This window comes from Streptomyces sp. NPDC047043 (assembly GCF_040644055.1).
Lineage (GTDB): Bacteria > Actinomycetota > Actinomycetes > Streptomycetales > Streptomycetaceae > Streptomyces.
This window is the reverse complement of record NZ_JBEYVO010000002.1, coordinates 242,013-261,842: the sequence shown is the minus strand read 5'-3', so window position 1 is coordinate 261,842 and position 19,830 is coordinate 242,013. Positions and strand designations below refer to the sequence as shown.

Genomic DNA, 19,830 nt, shown 5'->3' with positions numbered 1-19,830 from the left:
AACTGCTTTACGGTGAAGGGGATCCCGGCGGTGCCACTGCACAAGGACGACCCGAAATCGGTCGGCGGGTACAAGCTGGTCGACCGGCTCGGCTCCGGAGGCATGGGCGTCGTCTACTGGGGCAGATCGCGCTCGGGCCGTGACGTCGCCGTCAAGGTGGTGCACGCCCAGTACGCGGAGGACAAGGTCTTCCGCGCCCGCTTCCGGCAGGAGATCGAGTCCGTCCGCAAGGTCAGCGGCGCCTTCACCGCGCCCGTGGTGGACGCCGACCCGGAGGCGGTACGGCCCTGGATGGCGACCCAGTACGTCCCCGGCAGCTCCCTCGCCGAACGGATCCGCGACCACGGCGCCCTCAAGGGCACCGAACTGCGGCGGCTGGCCCTGGGGTTGGTGGAGGCGCTGCAGGACATCCACCGCGCCGGAGTCGTGCACCGGGACCTCAAACCCGCCAACGTCCTGATGGCCGAGGACGGCCCCCGCGTCATCGACTTCGGCATATCCCGCGCCGCCGAGAACCACCAGACCCTCACCGAGACCGGCCAGATGATCGGCACCCCGCCCTTCATGTCACCGGAACAGTTCACCGACGCCCGCACGGTCGGACCCGCCTCGGACGTCTTCTCGCTCGCCGCGCTCCTGGTCTTCTCGGCCACCGGACGCGGCCCCTTCGACGCCGACAGCCCGTACCTGACCGCCTTCCGGGTCGTCCACGAGCCGCCAGGACTGGACGGCGTACCGGGGCCGTTGCGCGCGGTCCTGGAGCGCTGCCTGGTCAAGGACGCCGCCGACCGGCCCCAACTGGACGTACTGGCCAAGGAGTTCGCCGAGGCCCTGCCCGAGCCCGACCCCATGGACCCGGACACCACGACCCTGCGTCTGGCCGACCTGCGGACCGTCGAGGAGACCTACGGCGGCGCCGACCCGGCGGCGGTGACCGGCCTGCCCAGGCCCCGCCGCCGGGCTCGCTGGGGCCGCCGCCCCCTGCTGGTGACCGTCGGCACGCTGGGCGCGGTGAGCCTGAGCCTGCTCTGGTACATACGCTTCGGCCCGGGATTCTCGGACACCCCCCAGGAGACGAGTTCGGTCGCCACGTCCGGGAGCTCCCGCTGGCCGGCGGTGCCCAAGGGCTGGCAGGCCTGGCAGACGACGATGTTCGAGACCGCACAGTCGGGAGAGGTCAACCCGCTGGCGAAGGCCGGCGAGGACACGGCCGACGCCATCTGCCAGACGTACGAGAAGGCGGTCTACTGCGCGGGCAACACCATCCTCCCGGTCCGTCTGGACGGCCGTACCGGCGCCACCGTCTGGCGCTCGTCCCTCGCGACCTCCGCCGAGGGCACGGACTCGTCGGGGAACAGCTTCGAACTCCTCGGGGTGCGGGACGACGCGATGCTCCTCCAGCACGACGTCTACGCGGCCGACGGGGGCACCAAGTCGAGCATCGTCGCCCTCGACACCGAGACCGGCGATCAGCTGTGGGTCCGCGACCGGGGAGGGCCGAGCGTCGACCAGCTCATGGCCGGCGACCTCGTCATGACCCCCGACTCCAGCGGCCGGCTGGTGACGGCCCGTTCCCCGCGCACCGGCACCGACCACTGGACCGCCCAGCTGCCCGCCGGCGACTACTGCACCTTCGAGACGGCGGACTCCCGCCTGTACGCGCACTGCTTCCCGGACGACGAGTCCAAGGACGCCGTACTCCTGGAACTGAACAAGACCGACGGAACGGTGACCCGCCGTCTGAGCACCCCGAACGGGAGCGGCCTGATCGGCACCGTCGACGGCCGCCTCGCCGTCGCCGTCGCGGTCGACGGCGGCTCCGGCCCGGCCCGCCTCGACCAGAAGAACACGTTCGGCGAGATCCGGCTCCTCGACCCGGACACCGGCGCCACCACCACGACAGAACTCACGAAGACCTACACGGGCTCGATCCGCCTCGCCGCCGACACCGTCTGGATCACCGGAGCCAACGGCCAGGTCACCGCGGTCTCCCCGCTGACCGGCAAACAGCTCTGGCAGACCCGAACCAGCGTCGAGGACTCGGGCCGGCCCACCTACGACCCCACCACCCACACGCTCTACCTGGCCAGCATCAGCGGCCGAGTAGCGGCCCTCGACTCCCGCAAGGGCACGCTGCTCTGGGAGACCGGCGCCCAGGCCGACCAACTCGCCAGCGGTGACACAACCAAGTCCAGGGTGTCGCTGTACGGCGGGGCGGTGGTCGTGAACACACCGAACGGGACGGTCTTCAGCCTGGACCCCGCTCACCCCTCGGCGGGGTGAGCGGGCGCCGCAGGAGCCCTACGGCAGCGCCAGCATCCGCTCCAGCGCCAGCTTCGCGAACGCCTCGGTCTCCTTGTCGACCTCGATCCGGTTGACCAGGTTGCCCTCGGCCAGCGACTCCAGCGCCCAGACCAGGTGCGGCAGGTCGATGCGGTTCATGGTCGAGCAGAAGCAGACCGTCTTGTCGAGGAAGACGATCTCCTTGCCCTCGGGCGCGAAACGGTTGGCGAGGCGCCGTACGAGATTGAGCTCCGTACCGATGGCCCACTTGGAGCCGGCGGGCGCGGCCTCCAGGGCCTTGATGATGTACTCCGTCGAACCGACGTAGTCGGCCGCGGCCACGACCTCGTGCTTGCACTCGGGGTGGACGAGGACGTTCACGCCCGGGATGCGCTTGCGCACGTCGTTCACCGAGTCCAGCGAGAAGCGGCCGTGCACCGAGCAGTGGCCGCGCCACAGGATCATCTTCGCGGCGCGCAGCTCGTCCGCCGTCAGCCCGCCGTTCGGCTTGTGCGGGTTGTAGACGACGCAGTCCTCGAGGGACATGCCCATGTCGCGGACGGCGGTGTTGCGGCCCAGGTGCTGGTCGGGCAGGAACAGCACCTTCTCGCCCTGCTCGAAGGCCCACTCCAGAGCCTTCTTGGCATTGGACGACGTGCAGATCGTGCCGCCGTGCTTGCCCGTGAACGCCTTGATGTCCGCGGAGGAGTTCATGTACGAGACCGGCACGACCTGCTCGGCTATGCCCGCCTCGGTCAGCACGTCCCAGCACTCGGCGACCTGCTCGGCCGTCGCCATGTCGGCCATCGAGCAGCCGGCGGCGAGGTCGGGCAGGACCACCTTCTGGTCGTCCGACGTCAGGATGTCCGCCGACTCGGCCATGAAGTGCACACCGCAGAACACGATGTACTCGGCCTCCGGGCGCGCGGCCGCGTCCCGGGCCAGCTTGAAGGAGTCACCCGTGACATCGGCGAACTGGATGACCTCGTCGCGCTGGTAGTGGTGGCCGAGCACGAAGACCTTGTCGCCGAGCTTCTCCTTGGCCGCGCGGGCGCGGGCCACCAGGTCCGGGTCGGACGGGGAGGGCAGGTCGCCGGGGCACTCGACGCCCCGCTCGCTCTTCGGGTCGGCCTCGCGGCCGAGCAGCAGCAGGGCGAGCGGAGTCGGCTGTACGTCGAGCTCCGTGGTCTGGGCGGTGGTCACGACACGCACCCTTTCTGTTCTGCGGATGTTCTCTGCGGGAGTGCTTCTCGTCGAACTGACGCTATCTATCATAACCCGCTTCACGTCACTTTGACGATGGTCATAACGTCGATGTGACATGAATCCCGGTGCCTCACCGGCAGGCGACCTCCGGGCCGCTGTTCGCTTCCTCGCCGGTGTGCGAGCATGAAAGGACAGGCGAAAAGACAAGTTGCTCGGCCCGGAATGAATCCGCGGCCCCGGCGGTTGCAATCGTCGGCAAGCAGTCTCCGTACAACCCGGGAGAGATGTAGATGTCCGTATCGGACGAGACCAGCACCGTCACCGACGGCATCATCCTGTCCGACGCCGCCGCGGCGAAGGTCAAGGCCCTGCTCGACCAGGAAGGCCGTGACGACCTGGCCCTGCGTGTCGCCGTTCAGCCCGGCGGCTGCTCCGGCCTGCGCTACCAGCTCTTCTTCGACGAGCGCTCCCTCGACGGCGACGTGGTCAAGGACTTCGGCGGCGTGAAGGTCGTCACCGACCGTATGAGCGCCCCGTACCTGGGCGGCGCGTCCATCGACTTCGTGGACACCATCGAGAAGCAGGGCTTCACGATCGACAACCCGAACGCGACGGGCTCCTGCGCCTGCGGCGACTCCTTCAGCTGAGCCCGGAAGGCACAGACGAACAGCGGAAGGCGGCGGCCCCCTCCGACAGGGCCGCCGCCTTCGCGTATCTGCGGCGCTACTGCACCCCGGCCGACGTCCGCGGCAGCCGCGCCCCCTGCTTCACCTGCGGGATCTCCTTGCCGTCCGAGCCGACGACCTTCCGGTCGCCCAGCGGCTCGTCCAGCTGCACCGTCTTCTCGATCTCCTTGGCGATCATGATGCAGACCTTGCCCCGCTCCTTGGTCTCGGTCACCGTCACGGTCACCTTGTCGGAGTTCTCACTCGCCTTCGCCTCGTAGGAGGCGCACACCCCGCCGGTGAAGGTCACCGTCAGGTCCCTGCCGTCGGCCGTGTAGCCCTCCACCGCGACGTCCCGCGTGACCGGCCCCGAGGTCGGCTCGTCGCTCGGTGCGGTCGCCGACGGGGTGGGCTCCCCGGAGGGCGAGTTCGAGGCCAGGTACTTCGGGTCCACGGCCGGATACGTCACCGTGAAGCCGTTCTGCGCGCCCGCGCCCTTCACCTGGAACAGCCAGGACGGCACCAGCGCCTGACGTCCGTCCACGGCCCGCGCGGCCAGCCCGAACACCGCCTTGTCGACGGTGACGGTCTCCTTCGCGGGCGTGGCCGTCGCCGCGGAGGTCGAGGTCGACTGGCCGCAGGGCGCCTCCAGCCGGTCCTTCAGCGGAACGGGGCTGGCGCAGCCGCCGATGCCCATGCGGTGGTCGGTGGTCGGCGCCGCGTTCATCAGGTCCAGCGTCTTCTGCGCGCCCAGCACGGGGTACGTGTCCCCCTTGACCGGCGCCTTCAACTGACCGCTGCCGCCCACCACTTCGCCCTGTGCGCTCACCGTGAGGCCGGTCGACCAGCCGTAGGTGGGCAGTCCGCCGACCACCGGGTCGGCGTTCACCGCCCGCTGGGCGCCCATGACCTGGCTCGCGTCCACCTTCGCGTCGTCCTGACCCAACGCCTTCAGGACCGGCGCCGCCGCCTTCTTCGCGGCCGCCTCGCTCACCGTGTCGCCGGCCGGGTTGGCGGGGTCCTTCGTGCATGCGGTCATGCTCTGGCAGGCGTCGGTCCCGGCCGCGTACCGATGGAAGGTCCAGGTCCCCGGCGCCTGCTTGTTCACCACGAGGCTGGGCCCGGAGCCGTCCTTGCCGGGTCCGACCTGCCAGGCCTGCCCGGTCGCCACGGGCGTCCCGTCCAGCCCGAGCGCCTTCGCCAGCCGGGCCACCTCGTCCTTGGTGACCTCGCCGGAGGCCCGGTACACGGGCGCCGAGTCCGGTCCGTCGGGGAGACTGCCGTCGATCTTGTACGTTACGCCGTACGGGTTGGGCTCGCCTGGCGCGATCCCGTTCGTACCGCCCTCGGAGTAGCCGTCGAGGGCCAGCGGCGGGGGAGTGCCGTCGTCACCGGGCGTCCCGGAGTTCGTACCGCCACCGGATCCGCCGGCGGCGGACGCCGCGAGGTAGGCCCCGCCACCGCCGACGAGCAGCACGGCGGCGGCGACGGAGGCGATGAGCACGGGGGAGCGGCGGCGGGGCGGGCGGGGGTGCTCGGCCTCGGGGCCGGGGGTGGCGTCGGGGATGTCGTCGTCATCCCCCTCGGCCGTGGCAGCCTCGGACGCGGTGGTCTCCTCGGCCTCGGCACCTTCCCCCTCAGGGGCGCCCGCCTCGGGGGTTTCCGTATCGCCCTCCGTGACCCCCGGAGCCTCGGTGCCCTCGGCACCCTGCTCCTCCACGGCACCCTGCTCCTCGGCGTCGTCGTCGGGTCGCTCGGTAGTCACCGCATCGCTCCTTCACGTGCTGTCCGTGACCCTGACCCGGCCCTGTCAAAACGGCCTGCGGGGGGTCGTATCGCGCATCCCCTTTACGGGGGACGGCGATGGGACGCACCGGGGGAGCGCGCGGTTCCCTCGAACGCGCCGATCCGGATTGCGCAGCCGGATTCAGTCGCCGTAGTCCGACATCGCGTCCAGCAGCCGGGCCGATTTCGGCGGTACCTGCACGCCGTGGATGAGTGACGGGGAGACCGGGTGGGAAGCAACCCGGTCGGGAGCAGCCCAGTGCGGGACCATCCTGGCGCAGTCCCCCCACAGGGACGCCATGTCGCCTTCGAGGTCGACCGGGGCCGGGGAGTGGACCTTGAGGTTCGTCATAGCGGAACCGTATGCATGCAGCACCCCGCGAAGAAAGATCTACTATCGGGTAGTTTTGGCCACTTCAGAGCACTGCTACGACCCGGTAGCGTGAACTGTCAATCCGTCTCCCCTCAGGAGAGTCCCCGCCGTGCGCATCGCAGTCACCGGCTCCATCGCCACCGACCACCTCATGACCTTCCCCGGCCGCTTCGCCGACCAGCTCGTCGCGGACCAGCTGCACACGGTCTCGCTCTCCTTCCTGGTCGACAACCTCGACGTACGCCGGGGCGGCGTCGGCGCGAACATCGCCTTCGGCATGGGTCAGCTCGGCACCAACCCGCTCCTGGTCGGCGCCGCCGGCTTCGACTTCGACGAGTACCGCGCCTGGCTGGAGCGGCACGGCGTCGACACCGACTCGGTCCGGATCTCCGAGACCCTGCACACCGCCCGCTTCGTGTGCACCACGGACGCCGACCACAACCAGATCGGCTCCTTCTACACGGGCGCGATGAGCGAGGCCCGCCAGATCGAGCTGAAGACCGTCGCGGACCGTGTCGGCGGCCTCGACCTGGTCCTGATCGGCGCCGACGACCCCGAGGCGATGCTCCGCCACACCGAGGAGTGCCGCTCCCGCCAGATCCCCTTCGCCGCCGACTTCTCCCAGCAGATCGCCCGGATGAACGGCGACGAGATCCGGATACTGCTGGAGGGCGCCACCTACCTCTTCTCGAACGAGTACGAGAAGGGCCTGATCGAGTCCAAGACCGGCTGGTCCGACGCCGAGATCCTCGCCAAGGTCGGCCACCGCGTCACCACGCTCGGCGCGCGCGGCGTCCGTATCGAGCGCGACGGCGAGGACCCGATCGAGGTCGGCTGCCCCGACGAGGACCGCAAGGCCGACCCCACGGGCGTCGGCGACGCCTTCCGCGCGGGGTTCCTGTCGGGACTGGCGTGGGGGGTCTCGCTGGAGCGGGCCGCGCAGGTCGGCTGCATGCTCGCCACCCTGGTCATCGAGACGGTCGGCACCCAGGAGTACCAGCTGCGGCGGGCCCACTTCATGGACCGCTTCACCAAGGCGTACGGGCATGATGCGGCGGCCGAGGTTCAGGGGTACCTGGGCTGATTCGCCGTCCCCGGGCGCGTGGGGGCTGGTCGCGCAGTTCCCCGCGCCCCTGAGGGCGTTCAGCTCACCCGGCGGATCAGATATGCCGTTCCTTTCTCCGCCGGCTCCTCGCCCACGTACTCCTGCCCCCGCATCGCGCACCACGCCGGGATGTCCAGGCGGGCCGCCTCGTCGTCGGCCAGCACCCTGACCGTGCCGCCCACCGGGACGTCGCCGATCACCTTGGCCAGTTCGATGACGGGCAGCGGGCACAGCTTGCCCAGCGCGTCCACGACCAGCGCGTCCTCCTGCCGCACCGTCACTGGAACCGGCGCCCCCAGCTTCTCCCGCACCCCCGCCACCGCCCCCGGCAGCACCGCCAGGAACCGCTCGACGTCCTCCTCCGGCGTCCCGAGCGGCAGCGAAACCCGCACATTCCCCTCACTCAGCACCCCCATCGCCTTCAGCACATGGCTGGGCGTCAGCGTGCTGCTCGTACAGGACGACCCGGACGAGACGGAGAAACCCTCCCGGTCCAGCTCGTGCAGCAATGTCTCCCCGTCGACATAGAGACAGGAGAAGGTGACGATCCCGGGCAGCCGCCGCACCGGATCGCCCACGACCTCCACATCGGGCACCAGTTTCGCCACCCGCACCCGAATCCGCTCCGTCAGCTCCCGCAGCCGCACGGCTTCTTGCTCCGCCTCGGCACGCACGGCCCGCAGCGAAGCCGCCGCCGCGACGATGCCGGGCAGGTTCTCGAAGCCCGGCGCCCGCCCCGACTCCCGCTCGTCCACGGGCCCTTGGGCCGCGAACCGCACCCCCTTCCGCACGACAAGCAGCCCCACCCCGGACGGCCCACCCCACTTGTGCGCACTGGCCGCCAACAGCGACCAGTCCCCCTCGACCGTCCCCCACGCGAGCGACTGGGCGGCATCCACGAGCAACGGCACCCCGGCCTCCCGGCACACCGCAGCCACTTCGGCCACCGGCTGCTCGGTTCCGACCTCGTGATTGGCGGACTGCAGACAGGCCAGCGCGGTGTCGGGGCGCAGTGCGTCGACGTATGACGCAGCCGCCACCATGCCCTGCCGGTCCACCGCGATCTGCGTGACCGTCCCCCCGGCGGTTTCGTGGGCTTCGGCCGAATGGAGCACGGAGGAGTGTTCAACAGCTGACACGATCAGGTGGCGTCCCACGCGCTGCCGCCCGGCCAACGCCCCCGCGATCCCGGCGTGTACGGCCCGCGTACCGGACGAGGTGAAGCTGAGCTCGTCCGCCCGACACCCCACCGCCTCGGCAGCAGCCTCCCGCGCGGCGTCCAGAAGTATCCGAGCCTTGCGGCCTTCCCGGTACAGACGGGCGGGATCGGCCCATCCCTCATCCAAAGAGGCCAACAGCGCCTGACGGGCAACGGGATGGAGCGGGACGGCGGAAGCGGCGTCGAAGTAGGCCATGACGGCAACGCTAAACCGCCGGTCAGGCAAGCGTCCCGAAGGGGCGCGGGGAACTGCGCGACCAGCCACCGACAACCCGCACCCGCCAAACAAGCGAACCCACCGAGTGACTAGGCACCCCTCCCGCTGAACCCCCGGAGGGCGTCGGCTAGGGTTTGGTCCGCATAAACATCCAAACCCCTGCCCGACGCAGGGCGGCGACCGACCACCGAAGAAGGCAGGCCGCAGCCAATCCGCGCGGGCGAGACTCTCGGGAAGGCGCTACGTGAGTCCCAACGGCTCCGACCGCTCGCCGCGGCGCCCGATGCGGCGGAAGCTGCTGCAGGCAATGACCGCGGGCCTGGTCCTGGCGACCGCCACCGGTTGCACATACAAGGACTTCCCCCGCCTTGGTATGCCCACCCCGACCACGGAAGAGGCTCCGCGGATCCTCTCCCTGTGGCAGGGCTCCTGGGCTGCCGCGCTGGCCACCGGCGTGCTGGTGTGGGGCCTGATTCTGTGGAGCACGATCTTCCACCGGCGCAGCCGCACCAAGGTCGAGGTTCCTCCGCAGACCCGGTACAACATGCCGATCGAGGCGCTGTACACGGTCGTTCCGCTCATCATCGTCTCGGTGCTGTTCTACTTCACGGCCCGTGACGAGACGAAGCTCCTCAGCCTCACGGACAAGAAGCCCGAAGTGACGGTCAACGTCGTCGGCTACCAGTGGAGCTGGGGCTTCAACTACATCACGCCCGTCGAGGGTGTCCCCGGTAACGCGAAGACCGACAAGAACCTGGCCGCGATCCCGGACCGGTTCAAGAAGGACTTCCCGGCGGACGCCGGCGGTGTCTACGACGTCGGCACGCCGGGCACGCGGAACCCGCAGACCGGCAACCCGGGTCCGACGCTGTGGCTCCCCAAGGGACAGACGGTCCGCTTCGTCCTCACCTCGCGTGATGTCATCCACTCCTTCTGGGTGGTGCCGTTCCTGATGAAGATGGACGTCATCCCGGGCCACACCAACGCCTTCCAGGTGACCCCCAACAAGGAGGGCACCTTCCTGGGCAAGTGCGCCGAGCTCTGCGGCGTCGACCACTCCCGGATGCTGTTCAACGTGAAGGTCGTCTCCCCCGAGCGCTACCAGCAGCACCTCAAGGACCTCGCCAAGAAGGGGCAGACCGGTTACGTTCCCGCCGGCATCGCGCAGACGAGCCACGAGAAGAACCGGGAGACGAACAACCTGTGAGCATCCTCAACGAACCCCAGGGTGCCGCGGCAGAGTCCCACTACGCGGACGAGCTGCCGGTCCGGCGCAAGCAGCCCGGCAACGTCGTGATCAAGTGGCTCACCACCACTGACCACAAGACGATCGGGACGCTCTACCTCGTCACGTCCTTCGCGTTCTTCCTGATCGGCGGCGTCATGGCGCTGCTGATGCGCGCCGAACTCGCCCGGCCTGGTCTGCAGATCATGTCGAACGAGCAGTTCAACCAGGCGTTCACGATGCACGGCACGATCATGCTGCTGATGTTCGCGACGCCGCTGTTCGCCGGCTTCACGAACTGGATCATGCCGCTGCAGATCGGCGCGCCCGACGTGGCGTTCCCGCGGCTGAACATGTTCGCCTACTGGCTCTACCTGTTCGGCTCGACGATCGCGGTGGGCGGCTTCCTCACCCCGCAGGGTGCGGCCGACTTCGGCTGGTTCGCCTACTCCCCGCTGTCGGACGCGGTCCGCTCGCCGGGCATCGGCGCCGACCTGTGGATCATGGGTCTGGCCTTCTCCGGCTTCGGCACCATCCTCGGTGCGGTCAACTTCATCACCACCATCATCTGCATGCGCGCGCCGGGCATGACCATGTTCCGCATGCCGATCTTCGTGTGGAACGTGCTGCTGACCGCGGTGCTGGTCCTGCTCGCCTTCCCGGTTCTCGCGGCCGCGCTGTTCGCCCTGGAGGCGGACCGCAAGTTCGGAGCGCATGTCTTCGACTCGGCAAACGGCGGCGCACTGCTCTGGCAACACCTCTTCTGGTTCTTCGGCCATCCAGAGGTGTACATCATCGCGCTGCCGTTCTTCGGCATCATCTCCGAGGTCATCCCGGTCTTCTCCCGCAAGCCGATGTTCGGCTACATGGGCCTGATCGGCGCGACCATCGCGATCGCCGGCCTGTCCGTGACGGTGTGGGCCCACCACATGTACGTCACCGGCGGTGTGCTCCTGCCGTTCTTCTCCTTCATGACGTTCCTCATCGCCGTACCGACCGGCGTGAAGTTCTTCAACTGGATCGGAACGATGTGGAAGGGGTCCTTGAGTTTCGAGACCCCGATGCTCTGGGCGACCGGCTTCCTGGTCACCTTCACCTTCGGTGGTCTGACCGGTGTCATCCTGGCCTCGCCGCCGATGGACTTCCACGTCTCCGACTCGTACTTCGTGGTGGCGCACTTCCACTACGTCGTCTTCGGCACCGTCGTCTTCGCGATGTTCTCCGGCTTCCACTTCTGGTGGCCGAAGATGACCGGCAAGATGCTCGACGAGCGCCTCGGCAAGATCACCTTCTGGACGCTGTTCATCGGCTTCCACGGCACCTTCCTGGTCCAGCACTGGCTGGGCGCCGAGGGCATGCCGCGTCGTTACGCCGACTACCTGGCGGCCGACGGCTTCACCGCGCTGAACACGATCTCGACGATCAGCTCGTTCCTGCTCGGCATGTCGATCCTGCCGTTCCTCTACAACGTGTGGAAGACGGCCAAGTACGGCAAGAAGGTCGAGGTCGACGACCCGTGGGGCTACGGCCGCTCGCTCGAGTGGGCGACCTCCTGCCCGCCGCCGCGGCACAACTTCCTCACCCTGCCGCGGATCCGCAGCGAATCCCCGGCGTTCGACCTGCACCACCCTGAGATCGCGGCCCTCGACCAGCTCGAGAACGCGCCTCACGGTGAGAAGGCTCTGGCTGGTGGCAAGGAGGCCGGCAAGTGAAGGTTCAGGGCAAGATGTTCATGTGGCTGAGCGTCTTCGTCCTCGCCATGGCGGTTGTCTATGGCGTGTGGTCGAAGGAGCCGGCCGGTACCACGGCGCTCTTCCTGGCCTTCGGCCTGTGCATCATGATCGGCTTCTACCTGGGCTTCACCGCCCGGCGGGTCGACGCGGGTGCGCAGGACAACAAGGAGGCCGACGTCGCGGACGACGCCGGCGAGGTCGGGTTCTTCAGCCCGCACAGCTGGCAGCCCCTGGCCCTCGCGGTCGGTGGCGCGTTCGCCTTCCTGTCGATCGCGATCGGCTGGTGGCTGCTGTACTTCTCGGCGCCGATCATCCTGGTCGGCCTGTACGGCTGGGTCTTCGAGTACTACCGCGGTGAGAACCGCACCCAGTAGCACGACCCGAGCACAACGGGAGCCCGGACACTCCGTCAGGAGGGTCCGGGCTCCTGCGTTTGCCGCAATGATGTTCCCTCGTACGAGTCACCCGGCGCGCCGTGCTTGACGAACGTCCATAGCGTCGGGGACATGAACCACACTCCGCGCACCCGTACCGTCGTCAGCTGCACGATGCTGGTGGTCGCCCTCGGTGCGGGCGGCACCGCTTGCAGCGGCGGCGGCAACCCGCTGACCGACAAGCCGTACGACGCGACGGACCAGATCTCCTTCAACGGGCCGAAGGGGGCCGGCAAGAAGGCCGACCCCGACAAGCCCCTCGAGGTCACCGCCGAGGACGACGACGGCCGCATCACGGACGTCACGGCCATAGATGCCACAGGACGCTTTGTGACGGGCGAACTCTCCGCCGACGGCACCCGCTGGCACAGCACCTCCCCGCTGGCCGCCGACGCGCACTACACCGTGCGGGTGAGCACGGAGGACGAGGACGGGGCGCCGGGCCGCAAGGTCCTCGCCTTCGACACCAGCAAGCCCACCACCAAGAAGCGCCTGACCGTCGAATTCGGGCCCAAGTCCGGCCAGTACGGCGTCGGCCAGCCCATCACCGCCAAGCTGAACAAGCCCGTCAAGGACAAGGCACAGCGCGCCGTCGTCGAACGGGCGCTACGGGTGGACTCCGTGCCCGCCGTGCAGGGCACCTGGTACTGGGTGGACGACAAGGAACTCCACTACCGCCCCAAGGACTACTGGCCCGCGCACGCCACCGTCCAGGTGCGCAGCGACCTGGACGGCGTCAAGGTCGGCGACCGGCTGTGGGGCACGAAGACCAAGCCCCTGAAGCTGACCATCGGCGACCGCGTCATCGCCGTCACCGACGCGGCGTCCCACTCCATGACCTTCTACAAGAACGACGAGGAGATCAAGCAGATCCCCGTCACCACCGGCAAGCCCGGCTTCGACACCCGCAACGGAGTCAAGGTGGTACTGGGCAAGGAGTACTTCGTACGTATGCGCAGTGCCACCGTCGGCATCTCCGAGGGCTCCGCGGACTCCTACGACCTGCCCGTCTACTACGCCACCCGCGTCACCTGGAGCGGCGAGTACGTCCACGCCGCCCCCTGGTCCGTCGGCTCCCAGGGATACGCCAACGTCAGCCACGGCTGCACCGGCATGAGCACCGGCAACGCCGAGTGGTTCTTCGACCATGTCGAGGAGGGCGACGTCGTGAGGGTCGTCAACTCCCAGGGCGACACCATGGAGACGTTCGGCAACGGCTTCGGCGACTGGAACCTGGACTGGAAGAAATGGCGCCAGGGCAGCGCCCTGGTGAGCGGGACACCGGACGGGCCCCGCCCGGAGGATGCGGCGAGGCTGCGCCCACAGTCCGTGTGAGGCGTCTAGGCGCTCTGCTGAAGGCTCTTCTTCCGCAGCAGGGAGGCCAGGGCCGACGCGAACTCCACCGGCTCCACCGGCAGCGTCACAGCGGCGTCCGCACGGCTCCATGTGGCCAGCCACGCGTCCTGGGGCCGCCCGATGAGCAGCAGCACCGGCGGGCAGTTGAACACCTCGTCCTTGATCTGCCGGCACACGCCCATGCCGCCCATCGGCACGGCCTCGCCGTCCAGGACGCAGACATCGATCCCGCCCCGGTCCAGCTCCTTGACGACGGCGGCCGGCGTCGCGCACTCCACGAACTCGACGACGGGAACGTCGGGAGCGGGCCTTCGCCCGGTCGCCAGCCGCACCTGCTCGCGGGTGTTGGAGTCGTCGCTGTAGACCAGCACCGTGGCGGTCGGCTGCATTGTTCCTCCGAGACGTCGGCGTCGTACGGAAAGGCCCGTTGCGGCGGATGTTACTCCGTTCAACACCACGTCAACACCGGTATCGACGGGAGCAACACTCCGAACGGCACCCCCCGGAGTGAGGGCGGGATAAGCGACCGACATAATGTCGGTCGTGGCGACAGCAACGACAGTAGAAACCGGGCACGCGCACCCGTCGGTCAACCGGCCGAACCTCACCAGCGTCGGAACCATCATCTGGCTGAGTTCCGAGCTGATGTTCTTCGCGGCCCTCTTCGCGATGTACTTCACCCTGCGATCGGTGACCGGTCCGGATCACTGGAAGGAGATGGCGAGCCATCTCAACCTTCCGTTCTCCGCGACCAACACCACGATCCTGGTGCTCTCCTCCCTCACCTGCCAGCTCGGCGTGTTCGCCGCCGAGCGCGGGGACGTGAAGAAGCTCCGGGGCTGGTTCATCATCACGTTCGTGATGGGTGCGATCTTCATCGGTGGTCAGATCTTCGAGTACACGGAGCTGGTGAAGAAGGACGGGCTCTCGCTCTCCTCCGACCCGTACGGCTCGGTGTTCTACCTGACCACCGGCTTCCACGGCCTGCACGTGACGGGCGGCCTCATCGCCTTCCTGTTCGTCCTCGGCCGCACGTACGCGGCGAGGAGGTTCACCCACGAGCAGGCGACCGCGGCCATCGTCGTGTCCTACTACTGGCACTTCGTCGATGTCGTGTGGATCGGCCTCTTCGCCACGATCTACCTGATCAAGTAGCCGGGCCCGTTCCCGCGTGCGCCCGCGCGGCGCACATACCCAAAGCATCGACGCAGAAGATCCTGACACCGGGGTAATCCGTGAAAAAGCTCTCCGCACGACGACGCCATCCCATGGCGGCGCTCGTCGTCCTACTCCTCGCGCTGGCATGCACCGGGGGGCTGTACGCCGCGTTCGCACCCGCGAGCAAGGCGCAGGCCGATGAAACCGCCCAGTCTCTCGCCATCGACGAGGGCAAGAAGCTCTACGCCGTGGGCTGCGCCAGCTGCCACGGCACCGGCGGTCAGGGCACCTCCGACGGTCCGAGTCTCGTGGGCGTGGGCGCCGCGGCCGTCGACTTCCAGGTCGGCACCGGCCGTATGCCGGCCCAGCAGCCGGGCGCGCAGGTCCCGAAGAAGAAGGTCATCTACACGCAGGCCGAGATCGACCAGCTCGCGGCGTACATCTCCTCCTTCGGCGCCGGTCCCTCCATCCCGACCAAGGCGGAGTACGGCCCGGACGGTGCCGACATCGCCAAGGGCGGCGAGCTGTTCCGCACCAACTGCGCGCAGTGCCACAACTTCACCGGCAAGGGCGGTGCGCTGACGCACGGCAAGTTCGCTCCGAGCCTCGAGGGCGTCGACCCGAAGCACATCTACGAGGCCATGCAGACCGGCCCGCAGAACATGCCGTCGTTCCCCGACACCACGCTGTCGGAGCAGAACAAGAAGGACATCATCGCGTACCTGAACGCGGTCAACGGAGACGACACCGAAAGCCCCGGCGGTCTTGAGCTGGGCGGTCTCGGCCCGGTCTCCGAAGGCCTGTTCGCCTGGATCTTCGGACTCGGCGCGCTGATCGCGGTCGCCGTCTGGGTCGCCGCTCGGACCGCAAAGGCCAAGAAGTCATGAGTAGCCAAGACATTCCAGAAGAGAACCTGCCCGCTGAGCAGGACGCGCACGGCACCGTTGGCATCGCGGACGAGAAGGACCCGTTCGCGGACCCCGGTCTGCCGCCCCATGAGCACCGGGTGCAGGACATCGACGAGCGGGCCGCCAGGCGGTCCGAGCGCACGGTGGCCATGCTGTTCACGGTGTCGATGCTGGCCACGGTCGGCTTCATCGCCTCGTACGTGGCCATCCCGCACGACAGGGCGATCTACGTCTTCCCGATCGGGCACATCAACGCGCTGAACTTCGCGCTCGGCCTGACCCTCGGTCTGGCCCTGTTCGCGATCGGCGCGGGCGCGGTCCACTGGGCCCGCACCCTGATGTCCGACGTGGAGATCGCCGACGAGCGCCACCCCATCGAGGCGTCGCCCGAGGTCAAGACCAAGGTCATGGCCGACTTCAAGCAGGGCGCCAAGGAGTCCGCGCTCGGCCGCCGCAAGCTCATCCGCAACACGATGTTCGGTGCGCTGGCCCTGTTCCCGCTCTCCGGCGTCATGCTGCTGCGCGACCTCGGTCCGCTGCCCGGGACCAAGCTGCGCCACACGCTGTGGTCCAAGGGCAAGCTGCTCGTCAACATGAACACGAACCTGCCGCTGCGTCCCTCGGACGTCGCGGTCGGCTCGCTCACCTTCGCCAAGCCCGAGGGCCTGGAGGAGCACGACGAGGAGTTCCAGACCGAGATCGCCAAGGCGGCCCTGATGATCGTCCGGATCCAGCCGGACAACATCAAGGACAAGCAGGAACTCGAGTGGTCCTACGAGGGCATCGTGGCCTACTCGAAGATCTGCACCCACGTCGGTTGCCCGATCTCGCTGTACGAGCAGCAGACGCACCACGTGCTGTGCCCCTGCCACCAGTCCACCTTCGACCTCTCCGACGGTGCCCGAGTGATCTTCGGCCCCGCCGGTCACGCCCTGCCGCAGCTGCGCATCGGCGTGAACGACGAGGGCTACCTCGAGGCGCTCGGCGACTTCGAAGAGCCCGTCGGTCCTGCATTCTGGGAGCGCGGATGAGCACCAACGAGACCAACGGGAACAACGCCGCACGCCGCGGCAAGGCGCCCGCCGGCGAGCGGGTCGCCGACTGGGCCGACGGCCGCCTGGGGATCTACTCCCTGGCCAAGTCCAACATGCGCAAGATCTTCCCCGACCACTGGTCGTTCATGTTGGGCGAGGTCTGCCTCTACAGCTTCATCATCATCATCCTCACGGGTGTGTATCTGACGCTGTTCTTCCACCCGTCGATGAACGAGGTGGAGTACCACGGCAGCTACGTCCCGCTGCAGGGCCAGCTGATGTCCGAGGCGTTCAACTCGACCATGCACATCTCCTTCGATGTGCGCGGTGGTCTGCTGATCCGGCAGATCCACCACTGGGCGGCGCTGATCTTCCTCGCCGGCATGTTCGTGCACATGATGCGCGTGTTCTTCACCGGTGCGTTCCGCAAGCCGCGTGAGGTCAACTGGCTGTTCGGCTTCCTGCTGTTCGTCCTGGGCATGTTCACCGGCTTCACCGGTTACTCGCTCCCGGACGACCTGCTCTCCGGCACCGGTGTCCGCTTCATGGAGGGCGCGGTCCTGTCCGTGCCGATCGTCGGCACGTACCTGTCGTTCTTCCTCTTCGGCGGGGAGTTCCCGGGCGGCGACTTCGTGGCCCGCTTCTACTCGATCCACATCCTGCTGCTGCCGGGCATCATGCTCGGCCTGGTGGTCGGCCACCTGATCCTGGTCTTCTACCACAAGCACACGCAGTTCGCGGGTCCCGGAAAGACGAACAACAACGTCGTCGGCATGCCGCTGCTGCCGGTGTACATGGCGAAGGCCGGCGGCTTCTTCTTCCTGGTCTTCGGTGTCATCGCGGCCATCGCGGCGATCGCCTCGATCAACCCGATCTGGGCCATGGGCCCCTACCGTCCGGACCAGGTGTCGACCGGCGCCCAGCCCGACTGGTACATGGGCTTCTCCGAGGGTCTGATCCGTGTCATGCCGGGCTGGGAGATCAACCTGTGGGGCCACACGCTCGTCCTGGGTGTGTTCATCCCGCTGGTGATCTTCCCGCTGGTCCTGGTCTCGATCGCGGTCTACCCGTTCATCGAGTCCTGGGTCACCGGCGACCGGCGTGAGCACCACATCCTGGACCGCCCGCGCAACGCCCCGACGCGTACCGCCTTCGGTGCGGCGTGGATCTCCTGGTACTTCGTGCTGCTCGTCGGTGGTGGCAACGACCTCTGGGCGACCCACTTCCACCTGTCGATCAACGCGATCACCTGGTTCGTCCGCTGCGCGTTCTTCATCGTGCCGGTGCTCACGTTCATCGCCACCAAGCGGATCTGCCTCGGCCTGCAGCGCCGGGACAAGGACAAGGTGCTGCACGGCCGCGAGTCGGGCATCATCAAGCGCCTGCCGCACGGTGAGTTCATCGAGGTGCACGAGCCGCTCAGCCAGGACGCACTGCACACCCTCACGGCGCACGAGCAGTACAAGCCGCTCGAGATCGGCCCGACGGTCGACGAGAACGGCGTCGAGCGCAAGGTGAAGGGCGCCGAGAAGCTGCGCGCCAAGCTCAGCGAGGCGTACTTCGGCGAGGAGTCCCAGATCCCGAAGCCGACCGTCGAGGAGTACAAGGAGATCACGAGCGGCCACGGCCACCACTGATCGCTGCGCTCGCCACAGCGCGGCAGAAGGGCCCCGTCCGGTGTTCGGACGGGGCCCTTCTCCATGCCCCTGAGCTGGATAGGGTGGGGTCGGACTCCTCAAGGAGTTCCCACTCTTCTACGACACCCAGGAGCGGCCTTATGAGCGCTGTGACCCCCGCTGGAGGCGACACCGCGGCGGGCCGTTCCTGGCCCGAGGTACTGAACGCCCTGCTGTACGGCCGTGACCAGAGCGCCGACGCGACGGCCTGGGCGATGGACCAGATCATGCGCGGCGAGGCGACGGATGCCCAGATCGCGGGCTTCGTCGTCGCCCTGCGCGCCAAGGGCGAGACCGTCGAGGAGATCACCGGTGTCGTCCGGGCGATGTACGAGCATGCCAACGTCATCGAGGTGTCGGGCCGCACGGTCGACATCGTCGGCACGGGCGGCGACGGCGCGAAGACGGTGAACATCTCCACCATGTCGGCGATCGTGGTGGCCGGCACGGGCGCGAAGGTCGTCAAGCACGGCAACCGGGCGGCGTCGTCCGCGTCGGGCGCCTCGGACGTCCTGGAGAAGCTGGGCGTCAACCTCGACCTGACGCCGAAGCGGGTGGCCGAGGTCGCGGAGGAGGCGGGCATCACCTTCTGCTTCGCGGTGAAGTTCCACCCGGCGTTGCGTCATGTCGCCGCCGCGCGCGGCCAGTTGGGCATCCGGACCGTCTTCAACGCGCTCGGTCCGCTGACCAACCCGGCGAAGGTGAAAGCCCAGGCGGTCGGTGTCGCCGACCCGCGCATCGCGCCGATGATCGCGGGCGTCCTGGCCGAGCGGGGCAACTCCTCCCTGGTGTTCCGCGGCGACGACGGCCTCGACGAGCTGACGACGACGGCCACCTCGCACGTCTGGATCGTCCGGGACGGCAAGGTCACCGAGGAGTCGTTCGACCCGCGGGACGTCGGCATCGAGCTGGTGCCGGTGGAGGCCCTGCGGGGCGGTGACCCGTCGTACAACGCCGAGGTCGCCCGGCGGCTGCTGGACGGCGAGACGGGCCCCGTGCGCGACGCCGTCCTGCTGAACTCGGCGGCCGCCCTGGCCGCCCTGGACCCGACGGAAGCCTCCCTCGCCGAGCAGCTCCGGGCGGGCATGGCCAAGGCCGCCGAGTCGATCGACTCGGGGTCGGCCAAGCGGGCGCTGGAGCGCTGGGTCGCCGCCAGCAACGCATGACAGAGGAGCGCGGTCCCGTAATTCGGACACGAGTTGCGGGACCGCGATCACTTCACGTACGTTCCTTCCCAGGTCATGAGTGACAGTCATGAGGCCCCGGCCGACTGTCCGGCAACCCTCCGTCCGTGGCGGGGTGCCCCGGGTGAAGACCAGGCCGTAGGCAGCGAGGTCTACGGCAAGCGCGGGCCCCTCTCGAAACCAGGGGTCCTGGTCGTTCGAGGGAGTCTTCTGTGAGCAAGCGAATGCGATAGGGCGCCGAGCCCCGCCTCCGCATACCCCTTTCACTT

The 19,830-nt window shown here is 68.5% G+C and carries 17 protein-coding genes and 1 riboswitch; of the genes, 12 read left to right on the top strand and 5 right to left on the bottom strand.

The annotated features are described in order from the left end of the window. Window positions 1-30: 30 nt before the first annotated feature. Window positions 31-2,283, top strand: a complete 2,253-nt coding sequence (locus ABZ880_RS04265) for a serine/threonine-protein kinase (protein ID WP_361256572.1) — start codon at window positions 31-33, stop codon at window positions 2,281-2,283. A gap of 18 nt (window positions 2,284-2,301) precedes the next feature. Here ABZ880_RS04265 and nadA read toward each other — a convergent pair whose 3' ends face one another. Beyond that, on the bottom strand, window positions 2,302-3,486 hold the full coding sequence (nadA, locus tag ABZ880_RS04260) for a quinolinate synthase NadA (RefSeq protein ID WP_361256569.1): 1,185 nt from the start codon (window positions 3,484-3,486) through the stop codon (window positions 2,302-2,304). Window positions 3,487-3,779: 293 nt separating this feature from the next. Here nadA and ABZ880_RS04255 point away from each other — a divergent pair, with 293 nt between their 5' ends. After that, window positions 3,780-4,136, top strand: a complete 357-nt coding sequence (locus tag ABZ880_RS04255) for an iron-sulfur cluster assembly accessory protein (RefSeq protein ID WP_030582488.1) — start codon at window positions 3,780-3,782, stop codon at window positions 4,134-4,136. Between the two features lie 76 nt (window positions 4,137-4,212). Here the strand turns inward: ABZ880_RS04255 and ABZ880_RS04250 are convergent, their stop codons facing one another. Both ABZ880_RS04250 and ABZ880_RS04245 read right to left on the bottom strand, forming a co-directional pair. After that, entirely contained in the window at window positions 4,213-5,919 is a 1,707-nt protein-coding gene (locus ABZ880_RS04250; RefSeq protein ID WP_361256566.1) for a hypothetical protein, read from the bottom strand. 162 nt (window positions 5,920-6,081) lie between these two features. Then, on the bottom strand, window positions 6,082-6,291 hold the full coding sequence (locus ABZ880_RS04245) for a hypothetical protein (protein ID WP_361256563.1): 210 nt from the start codon (window positions 6,289-6,291) through the stop codon (window positions 6,082-6,084). Between the two features lie 130 nt (window positions 6,292-6,421). Between ABZ880_RS04245 and ABZ880_RS04240 the strand changes: the two genes are divergently transcribed. Further along, window positions 6,422-7,396 carry a carbohydrate kinase family protein gene (locus tag ABZ880_RS04240; RefSeq protein WP_361256560.1) on the top strand — a complete coding sequence of 325 codons (975 nt, stop codon included), beginning with the start codon at window positions 6,422-6,424 and terminating at the stop codon, window positions 7,394-7,396. A gap of 59 nt (window positions 7,397-7,455) precedes the next feature. On the opposite strand, the gene ABZ880_RS04235 is transcribed toward ABZ880_RS04240, so the two are convergent. Continuing rightward, the gene (locus tag ABZ880_RS04235) at window positions 7,456-8,832 is read right to left on the bottom strand and encodes an aminotransferase class V-fold PLP-dependent enzyme (RefSeq protein WP_361256557.1); all 1,377 of its coding nucleotides are present in this window, start codon (window positions 8,830-8,832) and stop codon (window positions 7,456-7,458) included. Between the two features lie 265 nt (window positions 8,833-9,097). Between ABZ880_RS04235 and coxB the strand changes: the two genes are divergently transcribed. The 4 genes from coxB (at window position 9,098) to ABZ880_RS04215 (ending at window position 13,580) form a co-directional block, all read left to right on the top strand. Then, window positions 9,098-10,060, top strand: a complete 963-nt coding sequence (coxB, locus tag ABZ880_RS04230; RefSeq protein WP_361256554.1) for a cytochrome c oxidase subunit II — start codon at window positions 9,098-9,100, stop codon at window positions 10,058-10,060. Further along, on the top strand, window positions 10,057-11,790 hold the full coding sequence (gene ctaD / locus ABZ880_RS04225; RefSeq protein WP_361256552.1) for a cytochrome c oxidase subunit I: 1,734 nt from the start codon (window positions 10,057-10,059) through the stop codon (window positions 11,788-11,790). Before coxB ends, ctaD begins: the two co-directional genes overlap by 4 nt. Further along, window positions 11,787-12,185, top strand: a complete 399-nt coding sequence (locus ABZ880_RS04220) for a cytochrome c oxidase subunit 4 (RefSeq protein ID WP_361256549.1) — start codon at window positions 11,787-11,789, stop codon at window positions 12,183-12,185. The genes ctaD and ABZ880_RS04220 overlap by 4 nt, the downstream gene beginning before the upstream one ends. Before the next feature lie 132 nt (window positions 12,186-12,317). Next, the gene (locus ABZ880_RS04215; protein WP_361256546.1) at window positions 12,318-13,580 is read left to right on the top strand and encodes an Ig-like domain-containing protein; all 1,263 of its coding nucleotides are present in this window, start codon (window positions 12,318-12,320) and stop codon (window positions 13,578-13,580) included. Window positions 13,581-13,585: 5 nt separating this feature from the next. Here the strand turns inward: ABZ880_RS04215 and ABZ880_RS04210 are convergent, their stop codons facing one another. Continuing rightward, entirely contained in the window at window positions 13,586-13,990 is a 405-nt protein-coding gene (locus tag ABZ880_RS04210; RefSeq protein WP_361256543.1) for a hypothetical protein, read from the bottom strand. Between the two features lie 145 nt (window positions 13,991-14,135). Here ABZ880_RS04210 and ABZ880_RS04205 point away from each other — a divergent pair, with 145 nt between their 5' ends. The 5 genes from ABZ880_RS04205 (at window position 14,136) to trpD (ending at window position 19,543) form a co-directional block, all read left to right on the top strand. Continuing rightward, complete coding sequence (locus tag ABZ880_RS04205; RefSeq protein WP_361256540.1) at window positions 14,136-14,756, top strand: heme-copper oxidase subunit III; 621 nt, start codon at window positions 14,136-14,138, stop codon at window positions 14,754-14,756. An 80-nt stretch (window positions 14,757-14,836) separates the two neighbouring features. Next, on the top strand, window positions 14,837-15,646 hold the full coding sequence (locus ABZ880_RS04200; RefSeq protein ID WP_361256537.1) for a c-type cytochrome: 810 nt from the start codon (window positions 14,837-14,839) through the stop codon (window positions 15,644-15,646). Next, entirely contained in the window at window positions 15,643-16,698 is a 1,056-nt protein-coding gene (locus tag ABZ880_RS04195; RefSeq protein WP_361256534.1) for a Rieske 2Fe-2S domain-containing protein, read from the top strand. Before ABZ880_RS04200 ends, ABZ880_RS04195 begins: the two co-directional genes overlap by 4 nt. Then, window positions 16,695-18,338 carry a cytochrome bc complex cytochrome b subunit gene (locus ABZ880_RS04190; protein ID WP_361256531.1) on the top strand — a complete coding sequence of 548 codons (1,644 nt, stop codon included), beginning with the start codon at window positions 16,695-16,697 and terminating at the stop codon, window positions 18,336-18,338. The genes ABZ880_RS04195 and ABZ880_RS04190 overlap by 4 nt, the downstream gene beginning before the upstream one ends. A 140-nt stretch (window positions 18,339-18,478) precedes the next feature. Further along, entirely contained in the window at window positions 18,479-19,543 is a 1,065-nt protein-coding gene (gene trpD / locus ABZ880_RS04185) for an anthranilate phosphoribosyltransferase (protein ID WP_361256528.1), read from the top strand. Between the two features lie 71 nt (window positions 19,544-19,614). After that, window positions 19,615-19,731, top strand: a riboswitch (SAM riboswitch). The last annotated feature ends 99 nt before the right edge of the window (window positions 19,732-19,830 follow it).